Origin of the sequence: Enterococcus sp. AZ170 (assembly GCF_050545135.1) — a bacterium.
GTDB classification, from domain to species: domain Bacteria; phylum Bacillota; class Bacilli; order Lactobacillales; family Enterococcaceae; genus Enterococcus_L; species Enterococcus_L ureilyticus.
This window is the reverse complement of sequence record NZ_CP172947.1, coordinates 1410117-1429162: the sequence shown is the minus strand read 5'-3', so window position 1 is coordinate 1429162 and position 19046 is coordinate 1410117. Positions and strand designations below refer to the sequence as shown.

Genomic DNA, 19046 nt, shown 5'->3' with positions numbered 1-19046 from the left:
TGAAACAATGATTGATTTAAAAAATGTAGTAAAAATTTACCAGACTGGTGGCGAAGAGTTGATCGCTTTAAAAAATATTTCTTTACATATTGCCCAAGGAGAATTTACTTCTATTATGGGTCCTAGCGGTTCTGGTAAATCAACAATGATGAATATTCTTGGTTTATTGGATCGTTTCGATGAAGGGAATTATTTTTTAAATGGAAAAGACGTCACTAACCTTTCTAGTAATGAAAGTGCTCATGTCAGAAATAAAGAAATAGGTTTTGTTTTTCAATCGTTCAACTTAATGCCGCGGATGTCTCTTTTAGATAATGTTGCGTTGCCTATGGTTTATTCTGGTATCTCAGCAAAAGATCGGAAGGAGCGAGCTTTAGAAGCCTTAAAAAAAGTTGGCTTGGCTGATCGTGTCACCCATCGCCCAAACGCTATTTCGGGCGGACAAAAACAACGTGTGGCCATTGCTCGCGCCATAGTGAATGATCCTGCTGTTTTGATGGCAGATGAACCTACTGGTAATTTAGATTCAAAAACAACCTTGGAGATCATGAAAATCTTCCAAGATTTAAATGATGCAGGCACAACTGTTGTAATGGTTACTCACGAACCAGATGTGGCGCAATATACAAAACGAATCGTGTCTTTTAAAGATGGTGAGATCATTAATGATCAGCCTGTAACTGACCGAAAAACAGTCTAGAAAGGAGCCTTCTTATGGGCATTATTGAAAGTTTCAAAATGGCGATCGATAGTATTTTAGCCAATAAAATGCGTTCATTTCTAACCATGCTGGGAATCATTATCGGAATTGCCGCCGTTATTGCTATTTTAGCTGTGGGGAATGGTGCAACGAGCCAAATTACTGGTACTTTTAGTGATTTAGGGGCTTCCACGATTTCCGTTTCAACCAGTCGAGATGCAACAGATAGCCAAAAAATCACGAGTCAAGATATCAAAGCTTTAAAAGATGGTATCCCGCAAATTGATCATCTTTCACCTGTTGTTTCGATTCAAGCTGTTGGCGCAGCCAATGAAAAATCCAAAGCAACTTTGATCATGGCTGGAACCCCAGATTTGCAATATACGAATCAAACAATGGATAAAGCGATCGTTTATGGGCGTTATTTTAATACAACTGAATATTCAGAAGGCAGTAAAGTCGCTGTCATCAGTGCTGATACAGCGCGTTATTTTTTTAATGGACGTGAAAATGTGGTTGGCGAGAAGATAAATTTACGTGGGCAAAAAGGGCAAATCAGCGTAAGAATCATCGGTGTTACCAAAAGTACTGTAGAAAAAATGGTCGGCTCCTTTGACGAAGAGGAAATGATGGGGTATATCTCGATTCCACTCACAACAGCGAACAATCTAAATCCGGATGCAACTAAAATCACTAGTTTGACCGTCATTGCTAAATCAAAAGATGATATCGACTCTGTTTCTAAGCAAATCGTCAATATTCTTTCTGTACGTCATAACGCTGTTGGTGAAAAAGTTTATACCGCAACAAACTTCTTACAAGCACTTGATCAAGTAAATAATGTTTTAGGCTTATTTATCAACTTCATAGCTGCTGTTGCCGCAATTGCGCTACTCGTAGGGGGAATAGGCGTGATGAACATTATGCTCGTTTCAGTTACAGAACGAACAAGGGAAATCGGCACAAGAAAGGCCTTGGGCGCAACAGACAGCAATATTTTATTCCAATTCCTAACAGAATCTGTGATTTTATGTTTGATCGGCGGCTTGATTGGTCTGACATTGGGTGCACTCTTGGCCCTAGGTGTTGCTAGTGCGTTAGATATTTCCGCTCAATTTACATTAAGTTCAATTTTAGCTGTTCTCTTATTTTCTAGTGCTATTGGGATATTCTTTGGTGTTTATCCCGCACGAAAAGCGGCTAAACTTGATCCTATTGAAGCATTACGTTACGAGTAATTAGTCAAATTAGGGTACGAAAAAATCAGGACAAAGAACATTTCTTCTAGTCCTGATTTTTTATTTAATCTGATTGTTTCATACTGGAAGCAATAAATTCAAACAACTCTTTTGGAATTTGAAAATGACCAAATCTTAAACGGGATCGATACTTCTGCCACAAGGGAAACTCTGATACAATACGTAATGGAACCGATCTGATATTTTTTAAAAAAGCTATGTCTTTTCTAAAAGGGACAAAACCTGGTGCCATTTCAAATGAATACGTATCTCCTGGTAAAACCTGACCGATTGCAATGAATTCCTGGCATACTTCTCTTGTTTGTAAACTCAGCTTTGGCGCATAATAAATTAGCCAATCTCCTGCTTTCATTTTATTCAAAGGTGCCGATTTACCATGACATAACTGACAAAAGCCTCCAGCTACTCCAAGCTCTACATGATCTTTAGATGCAACACCAATCCAATAATTCATATTAACCTCTCCTTTTCAACAGTATAATTCGAGCGTTTCTTTACTATTCATACCTAAAATCACAATCACTTTTGAAAAATGAATTTCGTATAGCTCAAGCATTGGACCTACTTGTCTAATATTTTCCTCATAACTTGGAATTTTTTTAATCCATTGTTCTGCAACGTCATATACAGTGAGGTCACTCTTTTTGACTTTGGCATAGTGAACACGAACATGATTCGTATTATCAGTTGGAATCGTTGTAAATGAGACGTTTGAATTCTTTTGAAACTCAATGATTTTGTCGTTTCCTTTAAATGTTGAGAAAAATAGACATTTCTTGGCTTCATCGTAAATAAAGTTAACGATTCGGACATTGGGCATTTCATCTACACTTGTTGCTAAGGCAATTTCTGTTTGTTCATTCATGATTTGCTTAAATGCTTCTGTTGTTTTCATCATTGTCTGCTCCTTTATTTTTCAATTATTTATCTGACAAATTCATTCTAACAAACAAACCCTGACAACTGATTGTCAGGGTTTGTTTCATTCGTTTATATTTTATTCAATGTCCAAGTAACAGTATCGCCATTTTTCAGAAAATATTCGACCGCACCTACATCTGGTTGTTTACCATTAACATCATACAGCCAATATTTACTGTCTTTAGCATCTTGCAAGTGACCATCAATACCACTGATAAAATCTTTCTCCATTTCAATTGTATAGTTTGTCTCCATGACCGTTTGAAGTGACTCAGATTTTTTTATGTCCAATTCTTTTTTATCAAATTCTTTGTCATCTTCTTTTAAAATGATCGTCACCTTAATTGATTCTTCACTTGTGTTCGTTGTATTTTTTTTATCCGTTATTTTACCACAAGCGCCTAAGAAAAAGAGTAGTATTACTATCAGCGATGCTTTTATCATTTTTTTCATTAATAGTTCCACCTTTAATTTGAATTATTTTATATCATACTTAATTAAAATCCGTTGAAGTTTTGTTTGGATAGATCGAAAAAGTAAACATGAGAAAAAAGCATTTGAAAAACAATAAGAAATTGTATAGGGCGCAGCACTTAATAGGAGTGCCAGATACCTTTGCCAGAAAAAAAAACGATCGATGGAAAAGACCGTCCATAGATCCATGAAAAAGGAAAAGAAAAAACCGGCTGCTATTCCATAAAGGACTAAAAACAAATAACTTTTTTTTAGTATGGTTTGCATCCAAGGCAATCCAGCCACCAGACCAATTAGTCCCCAAGAAAACATTTGAAATGGTGTCCACGGACCTTGACCAAATAACATATTTGAGGTGATTGCTGACAATGAACCTACTAAAAAACCGACTTCAGCACCTAAACAAATACCTGAAATTATGATAATCGCTGTCATTGGGGTGACTGCCGGAATCATATAAAATAAAAACCTACCTAGCACAGCAAGCGCTGTTAATATAGCGATCAAGACTAATTCTTTAATATTAATCTGCTTTCTTTCATATCGGTAATAAATTGGCAAACAAGCAGCTATCACTAACAGCATAGAAATTATCTGGTATTGACTCGCTTGAAATAGCACAAGCCCAATAATCAACAAGAACAGCATAGTCGCTATTCTAAACACAACTCGTTTAATCTCTTCTTGGTTCATCTGAAGCTCCTTTGACTAGCCTACATGCCTTGATAACTTGCTCAGTCGTGACTAAGCCCTCAAAATTATCCCGTGATATGCGACTAGCTGCCGTTGTGTAAAATGTATGATGACTAAAAAATGCTGTTGGTTCGGCTGTCGTCACTAACTTATTTTGGAACAATAACCCGCAGCGGTCTGATAATTCTGCAGCAAAATCTAAATCGTGGGTTACGACTAAAATAGTTTTCCCTTGTTTTGATAGCTCCTTTAATAATTTTATCAGTTGCTTCTTCTCAAAATTATCGATGCCTTTTGTTGGTTCATCTAATAATAAAATTTTTGAATCAGTTAAAAGTAATTTCCCTAATGCTGCCCTTTGACACTCCCCTCCACTTAAATCTAGTGGATGTTGCGTTAAAATCTTCGTTAAATCAAGTAGCGTTGTAACGTTTTTAATGCGTATTTTTTGGTCTTCCTCAGCCACATTTTGGTTCTGTAAATACATTTTGTACTCTTCAATTACCGAGTCTTTCAGAAAAAGCATTTGAGACTCTTGCGGTAAATACCCTACTACTCCCTTATTCTTTTTAATCGATTGCTCAAAAAGTGAGAGTTTCCCGTGGTAACAGTCCAAAATACCAGCGATTACTTTCAACAATGTCGTCTTCCCTGACCCATTACCTCCAACTAAAGAAAAAATTTCTCCTGTATACACCTCAAAATCAATGCCAGCTAAAATATCTCGACTCTTTTTTTCATAACGGAACCAGCAGTTTTTTAACTGAATACTTTTTACCATTTTCTTTTTGGTTAAGGTTTCTTTCTGCAAAAATGATCTGAATGGAAAATAACGCGCCAAAAATCGTTTCCCTTCAACCACAGTTAGCGGGCAGTCATCATCTACACTACTATTGAGATATATTTGGACAGCACTGGGTAGACTATAAACAAAACGGTCAACGTTTTTGTTCTTCTTCATTCCATTAGAAATAGACCTTGGCTCACCCGCAAAAATCACTTGTCCATCATCCAAAATAATGACTTGATCAGCCAAAGCAAATACTGATTCTAAGCTATGTTCAACTAATAAAATTGTGAGACCCATTTCTCGATTTAATCGTACTATTAGATCGATAAATTTTTGTGAAGTTATCGGATCAAGCTGTGTTGTCGGTTCATCCAAAATCAAGATATCTGGTTTCATGAGCAAAACTGAAGTTAGATTTAATAACTGCATTTGACCACCAGATAATTCACTCGTTTGATGTTCTAGCAGTTCCTCAATACCTAGAAAATTAACCATTTCTGCAATCCGACTCTTGATTTCTGAAGGAGGAGTGCCTAGATTTTCTAGCCCAAAAGCTAATTCCTGCCAAACACTTTCCGTCACGATCTGGTTTTCAGGATTTTGCATGACATAGCCGATTTTACCAGTCGAAAAGTCTGCTGGCAGTGCGTCGATTGATTCATTATTTAGATAAATTGTCCCAGTCTGCTTCCCGTTTGGTGCCAATTGTGGCTTTAATAATTTCAATAACGTGGACTTTCCACTACCAGAAGTGCCGCAAATCAAAATAAATTCACCTTGAGTGATTGATAACGACAGGTTGTCCAAAACCAAGTTATTGCTTCCGGCATATTGAAATGTTAGATCTTTGATTTCAAGATATTCCATACTATTACCTCCTTTAAGCGCTTCAATAAGGGGAGCCATGCTACTCCAAAAAGAAATAAGTAACTCAACCAATTTTTTTGCATCAGTCTATAAACGTTATCGTGATAAGGATAATAATTAAACTGATAAAATCCTTTTATCATACTAACCATAAAAAAAAGGCATGCTAGGACAATCGCTGTCAAAAATAAGGTATCTTTTTTCTGCCAACGATAGGTTAAACAACTGCTTCTAGTAGAAACACCATATCCGCGTGCTCTCATCGAATCGGCTGTGTCCATCGCATTTTCCAACGACCATGAAAATAAATGACCAAATAAATCTAACCCATACCTAGCGCGCTCAAAAAAATGCCGCCTATGTGTTTGCTGAAAATTTTTTTGTATCTGATTCAACTCTTGATGGTATTTTTGTAGTAAGGGGAGCAAGCGCAAAACCAATACTAAAATCAACCCAGATTTTGGAAATCGTTTACCAAAAAGATAGAAAAACTGTTCTGAGTCAACAGCCTTTTGAAAATTTTGAAATAAATAAATCACTGTAGCAATCGTCATTCCCATAAAAAAACCATAAATAAAAGCTTCCACAGTAATCGGCTTATTCAGAAAAAAGAAAATAACTGTGGCTCCTCTATGAACAAATAGTGGATTCGTCACAGTGATCATTCCTATAAAAAACAACGGATACAACATCGACTTTTTCGATTTACCATTTAAGTCAAGTAGCCGAAGTAATACATTACTCAAAAAAAAGCAAGTAATGATCACAGGGTTTGTTGTACTCATAACGATCAATAATGCCGCTATATAATAACTGGACGTAGCAAACGGATGAGTTTGTCTAAAAAAAGATGGATGCATATTAGACTTCCTTTCTCAACTAAATTTTTACATTAGATTAATAAAAATAGTTGCTATCATCATTTGCCAATTTTAAATATTAGTACAAACTCTCAATTAATTAGCACGTTTTTACGCAACAGTAACATTATATAAACCAAAATTACTAAAGTCAATCATTCAAAAATTTGGAATTTTACAACATTATTCAACATAATTTTTGTTCATTTTCACAAAGCGATCCCATTTTTCGTTATAATAAGATAATTAACTCCCAATGAAAATCAAAGAAGGTGCTTTTATGAAAACAGAACGACTACTTGCAATCATCATGATATTATTAGATCGAAAACAAATTAGCGCTTCAAGATTAGCCAACATACTAGAGGTCTCTGTTCGGACTATTTATCGAGACATTAACTCATTAAGCGAAGCGGGAATACCCGTAACTTCATCTCCTGGTGTCAATGGTGGCATCCAAATCATGGATAATTATAAAATAGATAAACAATTTTTTACTTCATCTGATATTACTGCTTTGTTGATTGCATTAGAAAGTTTGTCTAACACCATCTCTCCGATTCAGATTAGCCAAACAGTTGAAAAAATAAAAACTCTTGTTCCAACTCAATTTTCAGAAGAGATTCAGTTTAAAACAAATCAAATTGTAATTGATTTAACACCTTGGACTAGTAATCATACCTTGCAGCCATTTTTGGAAATCATCAAGACAGCTATGGATCAACAACGATTACTTTATTTCGAGTATGAAGACAATCTGGGACGAAAGACTAAACGGTATGTAGAACCGTATCGTCTTGTTTTAAAAGAGATCAGTTGGTATTTACAAGCCTACTGTTTAAACAAAAATGATTTCAGAATATTTAAGATTTCTAGAATAGTTGATTTGCAGTTATCGACTGAAGCGTTTATTCCTAGAGCCTTCCAAGCAAAACCATTAGGGAAAGAGCCGTTTTTCGGTAGTGACTTTACACTTACAACTTTAAAAGTGACGCATAAAGTCAAAGAACAATTAATAGACAAATTTGGGCAGCTGACCTTTTCTCCTTCAAATGATCCTGATAAACAAATCGTTCACTTTCCTTTTATGGAAGATGAGTTTGGGTACAATTTACTTTTAGGCTTTGGCAACCAGTGTGAGTGTCTTGCCCCGATTCATGTTAGAGCAGAACTGAAAAGGCGGATTGAAAAGTTACTGGAGCAGTATCAAGCATAATCATTATAAGCAAAAAAGCTTCTCAACCTATACTACTCTAGTACAAGTTGAGAAGTCTTTTATTTTATTTTTTTTTCTTTCCGCCAAAGGCATCTTTCATTTTATCAAAGAAACCTTCTTCTTGCTGCTCACTTACAGTTTGACCGCCAGCTTTAGCAAATGTGCGTAAGGCTTCTTTTTGTTCCTCATTTAAGTTTTTCGGCGTAATGATTTTAACCTTGACATGCTGGTCACCATTAGCTCCGCCACGTAAGCGCGGTGCCCCTTTACCGCGTAAACGGAAATTCGTTTCTGTTTGAGTACCAGCAGGGATTTTTAATTTTACATCTCCGTGAACAGTTGGTACTTTGATTTCATCACCAAGTGCTGCTTGAACAAAGCTTAATGGTAAATCATAGTAAATCTCTGAGCCTTCACGGTCAAAAATGTTGCTATCTTCTACGCTGAATACAACATAAAGATCCCCGTAAGGTCCGCCATTTATACCAGCTTCTCCTTGATTAGCTAAACGCATTTGTTGTCCATCTTCTACTCCAGCTGGAACATTAACTTTGACTTTATGCGCTTTTTTCTCATGTCCCGTTCCGTGACAGGTTGGGCAAGGATCTTTGATTTCTTTTCCAGTACCATGACACACATCACAGGTTTGACGACTCATCACTCGGCCAAGTGGAGTTTGACGTTCCACATTGATCGAGCCAGAACCATGACACTTGTGGCAAGTTTCAGGATGAGTTCCTGGTTTGGCACCATTTCCTCCACAGGTTTCACAGTTATCTTCACGGTTATATTTGATTTCTTTTTCAACACCAAATATCGCTTCTTCAAACTTAAGGTTGACAGTATATTGTAAATCAGCCCCTTGTCTTGGTGCAGTTGGATCGACACTACGTGAGCCGCCGCCAAAGAAAGAATCGAAGATATCTTCAAAACCACCAAAACCACCGCCACCACTGAATCCGCCGCCGCCAAAACCACCGAAACCACCAGCGCCACCGCCATAATTGGGATCAGTGCCTGCATGTCCATATTGATCGTAGGCTGATTTTTTTTGTGGATCACTTAATACTTCATAGGCTTCTGAAACTTCTTTGAATTTTTCTTCTGCATCTGCTTCTTTATTGATATCTGGGTGATATTGTTTTGAAAGCTTACGATACGCTTTTTTTATTTCATCATCTGAAGCGCCTTTGGCAAGGCCAAGCACTTCATAATAATCTCTTTTCGTAGCCATTAGTTCCCCTCCAACTATTATTCCATTTATTCTAAAATAGGATCGACGCCAACTTATTTGTATAAAAACATCGTTGTAATCATACCACAAATTAAGTAAAAGCAAAATAGCTTCCCTTGATTTGCCTATCTTTATCTAGAAATAAAGATAGGCAAAGACCAAAGCGATGACTTTGGTCTTTGCCAGCTTGTTAACGATCAAGGATTATTTGTCGTCGCCTTCTACTTCTTCAAAGTCAGCATCTACAACATCGTCTGCTCCACCTTGTGCAGCTTCTGGATTTTCTTCTGCTTGTTGTTGCGCTGCTTGTTCATAAAGTTTTACAGTTAAGTTTTGAACGATCTCGTTTAATGAATCACGTTTTTCTTTCATTTGTTCGATATCGTTTGCTTCAACAGCTGCTTTTAACTCATCACGAGCATCTTCTGCTTTTTTCACTTCGTCTGCGTCTACTTTACCTTCTAATTCTTTCAATGTTTTATCAACAGTGAATAATAAAGCGTCAACGTCGTTACGTAAATCAACTTCTTCTTTACGTGCTTTATCAGCTTCAGCATTTGATTCAGCATCTTTCACCATACGTTCGATTTCATCGTCTGATAAACCTGAAGAAGATTTGATTGTGATTGTTTGCTCTTTTTGCGTTCCTAAATCTTTTGCACGTACGTTTACGATACCATTTTTATCGATATCAAAACTTACTTCGATTTGAGGCACACCACGAGGAGCCGCTGGAATATCTGTCAATTGGAAACGACCTAATGTTTTATTGTCCGCAGCCATTGGACGTTCGCCTTGTAATACATGAATATCTACAGCTGGTTGATTGTCCGCTGCTGTTGAAAATACTTGTGATTTACTTGTTGGGATCGTTGTATTACGATCGATCAACTTAGTAAATACGCCACCCATTGTTTCGATACCTAATGATAATGGTGTTACGTCTAATAATACAACGTCTTTCACATCACCTGTAATAACCCCACCTTGGATCGCAGCTCCCATTGCAACTACTTCATCTGGGTTTACTGATTTGTTTGGTTCTTTGTTTGTTTCTTTACGTACAGCTTCTACAACAGCCGGGATACGTGTAGATCCACCAACCAAGATTACTTCGTCAATTTCAGATGGGTTCAAACCAGCATCTTTCAACGCTTGGCGTACTGGAGTTTTTGTACGTTCTACTAAATCACTTGTTAATTCATCGAATTTCGCACGAGTTAAGTTCATTTCTAAGTGCAATGGACCAGCATCTCCTGCTGTGATAAATGGTAAGCTGATTTGTGTTGATGTTACACCTGATAAATCTTTTTTCGCTTTTTCAGCAGCATCTTTCAAACGTTGAACAGCCATTTTATCTTTAGATAAGTCAACACCGTTTTCTTTTTTGAATTCCGCTACCATATAGTCGATGATTTTGTTGTCAAAGTCATCTCCACCTAATTCATTATCTCCGGCAGTTGATAATACGTCGAATACGCCATCCCCTAATTCAAGGATCGATACGTCAAATGTACCACCACCAAGGTCAAATACTAATACTTTTTCGTCTTTATCTGTTTTGTCTAAACCATATGCTAATGCAGCAGCTGTTGGTTCGTTTACGATACGTTCTACTTCTAGACCAGCGATTTTACCAGCGTCTTTTGTTGCTTGACGTTGTGCATCGTTGAAGTAAGCTGGAACTGTGATAACGGCTTTATCCACTTTTTCACCAAGATAATCTTCTGCGAACCCTTTTAAATATTGCAAGATCATTGCAGAAATTTCTTGCGGTGTATAAGATTTGCCATCAGCTTCTACCTTATAGCCAGCTTCGCCCATATGACGTTTGATTGAGGCAATTGTATGTGGATTTGTCACGGCTTGACGTTTTGCGACTTCACCAACTTGGATTTCACCATTTTTGAATGATACGACTGAAGGTGTCGTACGATTTCCTTCTGGATTTGCAATGATTTTTGCTTCTCCGCCTTCTAATACTGCAACTGCTGAGTTTGTTGTTCCTAAGTCAATACCAATAATTTTACTCATAATTAATGATCTCCTATCTTCATTTTAATTTTTGATTTTTCAATTTATATAATACAAGCATTTTATCTTGTTGTTTACTGCGCAACAATTACCATGCTTGCTCGTAAAACGCGGTCATGTAATTTGTAGCCTTTTTGTAAGACTTCAACGATTGTATCAGCTGGTGTTTCATCACTCGCTGGAATCGTTTGAACTGCCTGATGTAAATTAGGATCGAAAACTTCACCCATCGTTGGAATTTCTTCGATGCCTTCTTCTTTCAAAGCAGCCTGTACACTTTCTAAAACCATCGAGATGCCTTTTTTCAGGCTTGCACCTTGTTCATCATCAACTTCGATTGCCATCGCACGTTCTAAATTATCAAGTGAAGGTAATAATTTTTTACCTAAATCTTGTGAACGATAGCGAACTAAAAGTTCACGCTCATTTTTGAAACGATTGCTCATATTAGCAATTTCGGCACGCGCTCTTAAGAATTTATCTTCCATTTCAGAAAATTCTGCTTTGGCATTCTCTAACTCTGTCATTTCGGCTTCTACCTCTGAAACACCGGAATCATCGATTGCTTCCATGTGTTCTTCCTGTAATTCCTCATTCGTTTCTTCTTTATTACTCACTCTGGCAACTTCCCTTCTCAATTTCGTAGAATTAATTAGAATTCTATATTTTCAACTTATGGCTATTCATCAAGGAAACGATAATAAGCACCAAGTTTTGAAGCTAGCTCATCGCGGAATACATCCACTAAACTAAACATTTTTGAATATGGCATACTTGTTGGACCTAATAGAGCAATCGTTCCTTTACCGTGTCCAGATACTTCATATGTCGCCGTGATCATACTCATGTTATCCAGTAAATCATTTCCGATTTCCGATCCGATTCGAATAGCAATCGCTGAATCCTCTTGATCTTCAGTCGTTAACAAATGTGTAAGCGCATCTGTATTTTTCATAAATGAGTAAACTGACTTTAATTGATTGATGTCTTCTTTTAAACCAAAATCTAGCACGTTCATGCGTCCGCTAACAAATACTTTTTCTTCAAATGCATGACCTAACATTGCATCGAATAAACGCATCATGCCGTCTGGTGTTTGAAAATAACGATGTAAAATCATCGGGATTTCCGTTCGCAAACGATGATATACGGTCAGTAAAGGCTGACCAACAAGCTTATCATTGATAATTTGCGTCATTTTTTCCAAATCTTGACTGGAGACTGATGCTGGAATTGCAAATACTTGGCTTTCAACATTGCCTTTATCTGTGACAATCACCGCAATGATTTGCCGCTCATTCAGCGGAACAATTCGAAAACCTGTTAGCTTTCGTTCTTTCACTTCTGGTCCTAAAGAAAAAGCGGTATAACTAGTCAAATTAGAAAGAATTTCAGCAGATTGCTCAATGATATCATTGATCTCATGAAACTCTCTTCCAAAAGAATGACGAATCGTTTCTAATTCATCATGCTCAACTTCTGTCGGACTTAGTAGATGATCCACATAGTAGCGATAACCATCCATTGAAGGTATTCTACCTGAAGAAGAATGTGTTTTTAATAGCAACCCATGTTCTTCCAAGGCTTTCATGTCATTGCGGATCGTTGCAGAACTTGACTTGATTCCTTCTTCCATCAACTTCTTTGATCCTACAGGTGTCCCTGTATTCGTGTATTCTTGGATGATAAGTCGCAAAATATTCTTTTGTCTATCTGTTATCATAGTTACCACCCTTCATTAGCACTCATGTTATTCAAGTGCTAATACAATTATTAATATAGCAAGTTCTGTTAGAATTGTCAAGAGAAAAACACATTTTTTAGCACTCTTTGTATACGAGTGCTAAAAACCGTAAAAAGAACGAAACTAAAGCAGACTAATGCTTAGTTTCGTTCTTAAACATACAGCTTAAGCTTATTCTTCTTTATCAATAAGAAATGCTTCAAATACGTCATTCCCTATGAAAAGCCCTTGTTCAGTCAATTTTATATGTCCGTCACTTTCCAGCAACAAACCTTTTTGAACCAAGTCAGGAATCGTCTTTTTGTAGACTTGATTTAACGCTCGTCCAAATTTTTCTTCGAATTTTCTCTTTGACACACCATTCATTTTTCGCAAACCCAAGAACAGCTCTTCTTCCATTTGATTATTCAATGTCAGGATTTCTGTTTCAACAGTGGGTAGCTGGTTTGCTTTTAATGGTTTTAAATAATGCTGAATCGGTCCATGATTTCGATAACGAGTATGACCTAAGTAGCCGCTTGCTCCTGCGCCAAAACCATAGTAGTGATCATTATTCCAATAAACTAAATTATGCTGACTTTCCTGGCCTTTCAAAGCAAAATTGCTTACTTCATATTGATGACGTCCGGCCTTTTCCATTGCAATGATTGTTTCTTCAAACATTTGGGCTTCCACATCTTGATCTGGCAACTGTAGGCGACCTTGGCGAACCCAATTCATAAACATTGTTTTATTTTCCAAAATCAAAGAGTAAAGTGAATAGTGTGGTAAGTCAAGTTCGATTGCCCGCTTCAAGGTATCTTGAAAACCTTCTAGCGTTTGACCAGGTAAGGCATAGATCAAATCGATACTCACATTTAAAAAATCTTCTTTTTCTAAAAATTTCATAGTCTCATAGACATCTTCTGCAGTATGTTTGCGTCCAATTTTTTTCAACAGCTGATTATCAAAAGTTTGAACCCCCATGGATAACCGATTTACCCCATATTCTTTCATCACTTGTAGCTTTTCTTGGGTTAGATCACCTGGATTAGCTTCTATAGTAAATTCATTTGCTGGGTCGATCGGCAGTAATTCACGAACACCTTTTAATAATACATCTAACTGTTTAGCTGATAAAGAAGTTGGCGTACCGCCTCCTATGTAAATCGTTTCGGTCGTTTTGCTGGGATATTGCTCTTTGGTCAGACGAATCTCTTTCAAAAGGCTTTGGATATATTCATCAACTGGTTGACCTTCCAGAAAAACTTTATTAAAATCGCAGTAGAAACAGATATGTTCACAAAACGGGATATGTATATAAGCTGAAATCTTTGTATTTTTGTTTTTCAATTTTTATTCCTCCAATTTACAAGTCCTCTAATTTATAGACTATTCTATAGAAGACGCCTCTTATCTTAACATATTCAGCCATAAAATAGTTTAAATTGAGTCAATAATCACTCATTACCCATTAGAGACAAACAAAATGGCAATTTAATTCTTTAAAGAGCTCAAAATGCCATTCATTCGTTATACTATTTTGCAAATAAACATTATTTTTTCTATAACAATTTTCGATATTTTTTCATATAGATTTTTTTGACCAATCTGACTAAAAATAAATACGTTACGATTTCAAAAATCGAACTTGTCCGGCCAAACCATCTCATGAATGAACCCATCGATTTAGCTTCCCATTTTTTAGTTTTTTCTACATACTTAGCACCCGCAATATCCCACGGACCACACATGTCTGACGTATTATGAACCAAATTTAAAAAGAGTGATTGGATTGGTGCTACTGGTAGAAACGGTAAAAAGATACTTGCTGGAATAACAAAAAACACATTACCAAAATTAGAACTTGCGGTTATTTTGATATATTTCATTGTATTGCTGAAGACTCGTCGACCTGATATAATACCTTTTTTAAAACCATCAAGTCTTTTTGTAATACAATAACATCTGACACTTTCATCGCTCCAGCATCATTGATTCCGTCTCCCATAAAGCCAACTGTTTGTTCATTCTTTTCAACGCTTTAACGATTTTTGTTTTTTGATCAGGGGTTACTTTTGTAAAGCCTCCCACTTCGAGTCATGTCTATTTATTCCTAAAATACGTATATGTCTTCTCATTTACAGAAAATTCTATCATCACTAACTAACATCTCTTGTCAACGAACAAAACAAAAAGAAACAAATTCTACATTGTTCAGCTCATTATCACTAATGTAAACTAAAAGACTAAATAGTTAGCCTTGAAAATCGGCTGACTATTTAGTCTTTTTATTTAAAACTGGTAAATATTAAACCAGTCTCTAAAAGCTTATAAAAAATAATTTGCTGCATCTTGTTCATCTTGTTTCAGCTGTACAATCAAACTTTCTGCTCCATCAAATTTAACCTGATCGCGTAAATAATGAGTCCACCTAACAGTGACCTGTTCCCCATATATATCTTGATGAAAATCTAAAATATATACTTCAACTGTGAGATCACGACCATCACCAAACGTGTCATTATGCCCAATCGATCCCATACCAACATACCATTTATTGCCTATTTGAATTTGCACAGCATAAACACCGATTCGCGGCAGGCGCACAGTACTTTTCACCTTGATATTTGCAGTAGGAAATCCTAATAAACGACCTCTAGCATCACCGTGAACAACCGTTCCGTCTGTTTCATAGACGTAACCTAATAACTCAGTGACCTCCTCCATCTTGCCAGCTTCCATTAATTCACGAATCCGTGTCGAACTAATTTTTGCACCGTCAAGCTCTTCTTTGCTCACAGTAACAATCTCAAAACGCTCTTTAGCATAATCTGGTAAGTGAGCAACATCGGCAATCTCTTTAGGACCGTATGTATAATCAAAACCAGATACTGCCACTTTGGCATGTAAGCCGACAATGTATTGATCCACAAATTCTTGTGGCGCTAAATGAGCAAATGCGGAAGTGAATTCAATTACATATAAAATATCTACACCCTTACTTGCCATCAATCGTTCTTTTTGTTCTAAGCTGTTTAAATATTTCATATTTTCAGGCAAGACTTTTTGAAAAACGATAGACGGATGCTGATTAAAGGTCATTACAGCTAATTTCAGGCCTTTTTCTTGCGCGATTTGTTTTCCTGTTTCAATCACTTTTTGATGTCCACGATGAACACCATCAAAAAAACCTAAGACCATTACGACTTCATCCGTTGGAATTTGGTCTATAGTGTACGGATGTCTAATTGGAATGATTTGCATGATAAAACTTCTTTCTATTAATTATTTCTTAGCACCTTGCTAGGTTTTAATACATTGGGTTTCGTTGGATGGGCCATATACAAGCTTACCACTTGCTCTTGATAAAATAATGCTACTAAATCGCGTGGCATTTCTTTTAAGCCAAGTTCATCAGGGGTAAAACGGACCCCATTTTTCACTTTTTGATAAAGTTTTTCAGATAAATCAATTCTTGGGAAACGCTCGATTGCTATTTCGATTGGAAGCAATGTCTCATCGATCGTCTCTTTTTCCATAATTTCTGCCACTTGCGCTAACGTTAAACTTTGCTCTGCTGTTAAGCCGCCACTTGCAGTTCGAGTTAAGTCAGACATATGTGCGGGCACTCCTAAAATAAGTCCTGTATCCACAGACAAGGTTCGAACATAGGTCCCTTTACCACAGACCACTTTAAATCGCCAGCTTTGAGTTCCTTTTATGGCATCGAATTCAGGTTCATTTAGACGTTCAAAAGAATAAATCATCGCTTTTCTGGTTGGGCGTTCAACCTCTTCACCATTTCTAGCATACTCATAAAGACGCTTACCATTAACTTTGACTGCAGAAAACATAGGTGGAATTTGCGTAATCGTACCAGTCATATTTTTCATTGCGGCGTCGATTTCTTCGTTTGAAAAAGGTTGGGCAAGTGTCTCTTGTTCAACGATTTCTCCACTTGCATCCTCCGTTGTCGTAGAAAAACCTAATGTAATCTCGCCTTCATATGTTTTCCCAGAATCCACCATATATTCGATTACCTTCGTTCCTTTGCCGATACAAATAGGTAGCACTCCAGATACATCTGGATCTAATGTACCGCCGTGACCGATTTTTTTCGTATGTAAAATTTTTCTTAGTTTAAAAACACAGTCATGACTTGTCATGCCAGCTTCTTTCCATAAAGGTAAAATACCGTCCATTGTTTTCCTCCATTAGATTATTAACTTATTTATTATAGCACAGAAGAACTCAGAAATTCATTTTTTAAAAGTAAGTTCTAGTTAAAGCATGACTGTTTTTGTCCATTGAATAGTCTATTTTTTCTAAAACTAAAAAAGCATAAAATAAAACTAAGTAATAGTCTTATCTTACGCTCCGATCGTGTGTTTTTTGCTTGAATTCATTTGTAGTAAAGAGTAAGGACTAAGCAGAATGTCCCACAATTACATCTCCTACATAACCAAATCCAACTCGTGTCATATTAGGATTCATTTCCCAGTCTCTGTGACCTGTTCCTGATGGTGATGACATATTCGTTTCATTATACCAAGCCATGATCACAGAATTTCCTGGGGCGAACATGAACGCAATCACTTCGTCTCCTCTATTCCAGTGATCTGAAGGCACTTGATAGTTTTGCATGATTGCCGCTCGACTAGTCGCTGCAGCTGCAAGTCCTGCATCCCAACTAACTGGATTTAATCCGTTAGCTGTACGTAAGGCATTTAATGCTTGGAATGTTGCGTCACCAGAAGTAACAGGTGGTACCACTGGCTGCTTAGGTGTTTCGGAAGGTTTTGTCACTTCTTGATTGTTTGAATTACTTCCACTTGAATTGGTATCTCCTGTATTATTTGTGTCTGTTGTATTGTTAGTAGTTGTTGTCGTCTGCTCATCTGTTACTTGACTTTGAGCAGCTTGTTTTTCAGGTTGACTAGATGCTGTTGCTTTTTTCTCCGTCTTCTTTTTTGCTTCACTTTCAAGTTGCGCTTTTAGTGCTTCTTGTTGTTGTTTCAGCAAGGTATTTTTTGAGCTTTCCGCTCCGGATGTTTCTGAATCTACCTCTGCCTTCAACACATTTAAATCTGCCTGCTTTGCCACAAGATTTTCTTTTTCTTTTTCAAGCTGAGCCGTTGCTTCTTCAATATCCGCTAAGTTTTTTTGAATATCTGATTTTTTAGTTTCAACAAGTGTTTTGTCTTCTTTTTGTTGTTTCACTAAGTCATTATTCGCTGTTAAAATTGATGAAATCGCTTGGACGCGACCAACTGCGTCTGAAATTGATTCAGCGTTTAAAAGCATATCAAGAATTTGTGTACCTTGTCCATTTACTTGAACATTTCTACCTTGTTTTTGAATTGCTTCGGTACGTTTGTTAATACGTATATCTAATGCTTCAATATCTTTTTTTAGTTGTTCAGATTCTTCGGTTAAAGCTGTTTTTTGTTTATTTAGAGCAATTCCATCATCAAAAATCGAAGAAATTTCATTTTCTAAGGTTGTAATTTGTGCTGCTACACCTTTTTGTTTTTCTTTTAAAGCAGAAATTTCTTTATCTTGCTGTTCTATTTTTTTATCAGTCGTCTCAGCTAATGAACTGATTGGCGCTATTGTGCCTCCAACTGTAACCAAACTAACAATTAATAATGACAAGCTTTTTTTCTTCACTATTGCCCCTCCATTTTCTTCAACAATTTCTTAATGATACTCATATTCTAATATGATAGCACAAATACGTCTTATTTAATTGTTAAATTTGTTACATTTTCTTTCAGTTTAATTACAAAAAATAAGTCTATTACAAGAAAATCTTACTCTCTTGCTATTCTTTTTAGAAATAGACTAAAAAAGCTGAAGAGGATCATCCTCTCCAGCTCTAGTGATACACAATTTCACTGCGTTTTTTATTCTCCTTGATTCAATTTACGAATCAATTCATCAATATGATTACCATATTGAACAGACTCATCCTTTTCAAAAATCAGTTCCGGCGTTTTATACAATGTTAAATGCTGTCCTAATTCTTTACGGATCAATCCTTTGGCTTTATCTAATCCTTGTTGCGCTTTTTGGTGATCAGAAGCTAGATCAGATAACAAACTGTAATAAATCGTCGCTTGTTGCAGATCGCCAGTTACTCGAACATCGGTAATTGTAATATCTTGCACACGTGGGTCTCTGACACGTTTTCTCAATATATCATTGATTTCACGCATGATTTCTTGACCTACTCGGCGGTCACGATAATTTGCCATACTGTTTCTCCTTCT

General features: G+C 36.6%; 17 protein-coding genes and 3 pseudogenes. 4 read left to right on the top strand and 16 right to left on the bottom strand.

What is annotated here, in order from left to right; all coding sequences use genetic code 11:
- The first annotated feature begins 7 nt into the window (after nucleotides 1–7).
- The 3 genes and pseudogenes from IGJ55_RS06880 to IGJ55_RS06870 form a co-directional block, all read left to right on the top strand.
- Entirely contained in the window at nucleotides 8–700 is a 693-nt protein-coding gene (locus IGJ55_RS06880; RefSeq protein ID WP_430607840.1) for an ABC transporter ATP-binding protein, read from the top strand.
- Between the two features lie 14 nt (nucleotides 701–714).
- Nucleotides 715–1398: pseudogene (locus IGJ55_RS06875) on the top strand (ABC transporter permease); the annotation flags it as partial.
- A 168-nt stretch (nucleotides 1399–1566) separates the two neighbouring features.
- A pseudogene (locus IGJ55_RS06870) lies at nucleotides 1567–1938 on the top strand (ABC transporter permease); the annotation flags it as partial.
- Nucleotides 1939–2002: 64 nt separating this feature from the next.
- On the opposite strand, the gene IGJ55_RS06865 reads toward IGJ55_RS06870, so the two are convergent.
- From IGJ55_RS06865 to IGJ55_RS06840, 6 genes are all read right to left on the bottom strand, one after another.
- Nucleotides 2003–2413 carry an EVE domain-containing protein gene (locus IGJ55_RS06865; protein ID WP_430607838.1) on the bottom strand — a complete coding sequence of 137 codons (411 nt, stop codon included), beginning with the start codon at nucleotides 2411–2413 and terminating at the stop codon, nucleotides 2003–2005.
- A gap of 15 nt (nucleotides 2414–2428) precedes the next feature.
- On the bottom strand, nucleotides 2429–2857 hold the full coding sequence (locus IGJ55_RS06860; RefSeq protein WP_430607837.1) for a pyridoxamine 5'-phosphate oxidase family protein: 429 nt from the start codon (nucleotides 2855–2857) through the stop codon (nucleotides 2429–2431).
- Nucleotides 2858–2949: 92 nt separating this feature from the next.
- Entirely contained in the window at nucleotides 2950–3333 is a 384-nt protein-coding gene (locus IGJ55_RS06855; protein WP_069638551.1) for a DUF4430 domain-containing protein, read from the bottom strand.
- Nucleotides 3334–3357: 24 nt separating this feature from the next.
- Entirely contained in the window at nucleotides 3358–4047 is a 690-nt protein-coding gene (locus IGJ55_RS06850; RefSeq protein ID WP_430607834.1) for an ECF transporter S component, read from the bottom strand.
- A complete protein-coding gene (locus IGJ55_RS06845) occupies nucleotides 4028–5704 on the bottom strand; it encodes an ABC transporter ATP-binding protein (RefSeq protein WP_430607833.1) in 1677 nt (558 codons plus the stop codon). The genes IGJ55_RS06850 and IGJ55_RS06845 overlap by 20 nt, the downstream gene beginning before the upstream one ends.
- The gene (locus IGJ55_RS06840) at nucleotides 5677–6564 is read right to left on the bottom strand and encodes an energy-coupling factor transporter transmembrane component T (RefSeq protein WP_429950906.1); all 888 of its coding nucleotides are present in this window, start codon (nucleotides 6562–6564) and stop codon (nucleotides 5677–5679) included. The genes IGJ55_RS06845 and IGJ55_RS06840 overlap by 28 nt, the downstream gene beginning before the upstream one ends.
- Nucleotides 6565–6844: 280 nt before the next feature.
- On the opposite strand from IGJ55_RS06840, the gene IGJ55_RS06835 reads away from it, so the two are divergent.
- On the top strand, nucleotides 6845–7780 hold the full coding sequence (locus IGJ55_RS06835; RefSeq protein ID WP_069638554.1) for a helix-turn-helix transcriptional regulator: 936 nt from the start codon (nucleotides 6845–6847) through the stop codon (nucleotides 7778–7780).
- A 64-nt stretch (nucleotides 7781–7844) separates the two neighbouring features.
- Here the strand turns inward: IGJ55_RS06835 and dnaJ are convergent, their stop codons facing one another.
- The 10 genes and pseudogenes from dnaJ to rbfA form a co-directional block, all read right to left on the bottom strand.
- Nucleotides 7845–9014, bottom strand: coding sequence for a molecular chaperone DnaJ (gene dnaJ / locus IGJ55_RS06830; RefSeq protein WP_430607831.1), 1170 nt, complete (start codon nucleotides 9012–9014; stop codon nucleotides 7845–7847).
- A gap of 204 nt (nucleotides 9015–9218) precedes the next feature.
- Entirely contained in the window at nucleotides 9219–11048 is a 1830-nt protein-coding gene (dnaK, locus tag IGJ55_RS06825) for a molecular chaperone DnaK (protein ID WP_069638556.1), read from the bottom strand.
- A 74-nt stretch (nucleotides 11049–11122) separates the two neighbouring features.
- The gene (gene grpE, locus IGJ55_RS06820) at nucleotides 11123–11665 is read right to left on the bottom strand and encodes a nucleotide exchange factor GrpE (RefSeq protein WP_069638557.1); all 543 of its coding nucleotides are present in this window, start codon (nucleotides 11663–11665) and stop codon (nucleotides 11123–11125) included.
- Between the two features lie 62 nt (nucleotides 11666–11727).
- On the bottom strand, nucleotides 11728–12771 hold the full coding sequence (gene hrcA / locus IGJ55_RS06815) for a heat-inducible transcriptional repressor HrcA (RefSeq protein ID WP_207121288.1): 1044 nt from the start codon (nucleotides 12769–12771) through the stop codon (nucleotides 11728–11730).
- Between the two features lie 192 nt (nucleotides 12772–12963).
- On the bottom strand, nucleotides 12964–14124 hold the full coding sequence (hemW, locus tag IGJ55_RS06810) for a radical SAM family heme chaperone HemW (RefSeq protein ID WP_069638559.1): 1161 nt from the start codon (nucleotides 14122–14124) through the stop codon (nucleotides 12964–12966).
- Nucleotides 14125–14375: 251 nt separating this feature from the next.
- Nucleotides 14376–14856, bottom strand: a pseudogene (locus tag IGJ55_RS06805) (magnesium-translocating P-type ATPase); the annotation flags it as partial.
- Between the two features lie 246 nt (nucleotides 14857–15102).
- On the bottom strand, nucleotides 15103–16038 hold the full coding sequence (gene ribF / locus IGJ55_RS06800) for a riboflavin biosynthesis protein RibF (protein ID WP_069638561.1): 936 nt from the start codon (nucleotides 16036–16038) through the stop codon (nucleotides 15103–15105).
- Nucleotides 16039–16055: 17 nt separating this feature from the next.
- Nucleotides 16056–16976 (bottom strand): tRNA pseudouridine(55) synthase TruB, encoded by a 921-nt coding sequence (gene truB, locus IGJ55_RS06795; protein ID WP_069638562.1) that lies wholly within the window; start codon nucleotides 16974–16976, stop codon nucleotides 16056–16058.
- Between the two features lie 223 nt (nucleotides 16977–17199).
- Nucleotides 17200–18444, bottom strand: coding sequence for a PcsB-like coiled-coil domain-containing protein (locus IGJ55_RS06790; protein ID WP_430607828.1), 1245 nt, complete (start codon nucleotides 18442–18444; stop codon nucleotides 17200–17202).
- Nucleotides 18445–18680: 236 nt separating this feature from the next.
- Nucleotides 18681–19031: a 30S ribosome-binding factor RbfA gene (gene rbfA, locus IGJ55_RS06785; RefSeq protein ID WP_069638564.1), complete on the bottom strand. Its 351-nt coding sequence runs from the start codon at nucleotides 19029–19031 to the stop codon at nucleotides 18681–18683.
- Nucleotides 19032–19046 lie beyond the last annotated feature (15 nt).

What these genes read in the sequence shown, in the direction of transcription:
- IGJ55_RS06880 (WP_430607840.1), top strand. Translation starts at nt 8, where the DNA reads ATGATTGATTTAAAAAATGTAGTAAAAATTTACCAGACTGGTGGCGAA.
- IGJ55_RS06865 (WP_430607838.1), bottom strand. Translation starts at nt 2,413, where the DNA reads ATGAATTATTGGATTGGTGTTGCATCTAAAGATCATGTAGAGCTTGGA.
- IGJ55_RS06860 (WP_430607837.1), bottom strand. Translation starts at nt 2,857, where the DNA reads ATGATGAAAACAACAGAAGCATTTAAGCAAATCATGAATGAACAAACA.
- IGJ55_RS06855 (WP_069638551.1), bottom strand. Translation starts at nt 3,333, where the DNA reads ATGAAAAAAATGATAAAAGCATCGCTGATAGTAATACTACTCTTTTTC.
- IGJ55_RS06850 (WP_430607834.1), bottom strand. Translation starts at nt 4,047, where the DNA reads ATGAACCAAGAAGAGATTAAACGAGTTGTGTTTAGAATAGCGACTATG.
- IGJ55_RS06845 (WP_430607833.1), bottom strand. Translation starts at nt 5,704, where the DNA reads ATGGAATATCTTGAAATCAAAGATCTAACATTTCAATATGCCGGAAGC.
- IGJ55_RS06840 (WP_429950906.1), bottom strand. Translation starts at nt 6,564, where the DNA reads ATGCATCCATCTTTTTTTAGACAAACTCATCCGTTTGCTACGTCCAGT.
- IGJ55_RS06835 (WP_069638554.1), top strand. Translation starts at nt 6,845, where the DNA reads ATGAAAACAGAACGACTACTTGCAATCATCATGATATTATTAGATCGA.
- dnaJ (WP_430607831.1), bottom strand. Translation starts at nt 9,014, where the DNA reads ATGGCTACGAAAAGAGATTATTATGAAGTGCTTGGCCTTGCCAAAGGC.
- dnaK (WP_069638556.1), bottom strand. Translation starts at nt 11,048, where the DNA reads ATGAGTAAAATTATTGGTATTGACTTAGGAACAACAAACTCAGCAGTT.
- hrcA (WP_207121288.1), bottom strand. Translation starts at nt 12,771, where the DNA reads ATGATAACAGATAGACAAAAGAATATTTTGCGACTTATCATCCAAGAA.
- ribF (WP_069638561.1), bottom strand. Translation starts at nt 16,038, where the DNA reads ATGCAAATCATTCCAATTAGACATCCGTACACTATAGACCAAATTCCA.
- truB (WP_069638562.1), bottom strand. Translation starts at nt 16,976, where the DNA reads ATGGACGGTATTTTACCTTTATGGAAAGAAGCTGGCATGACAAGTCAT.
- rbfA (WP_069638564.1), bottom strand. Translation starts at nt 19,031, where the DNA reads ATGGCAAATTATCGTGACCGCCGAGTAGGTCAAGAAATCATGCGTGAA.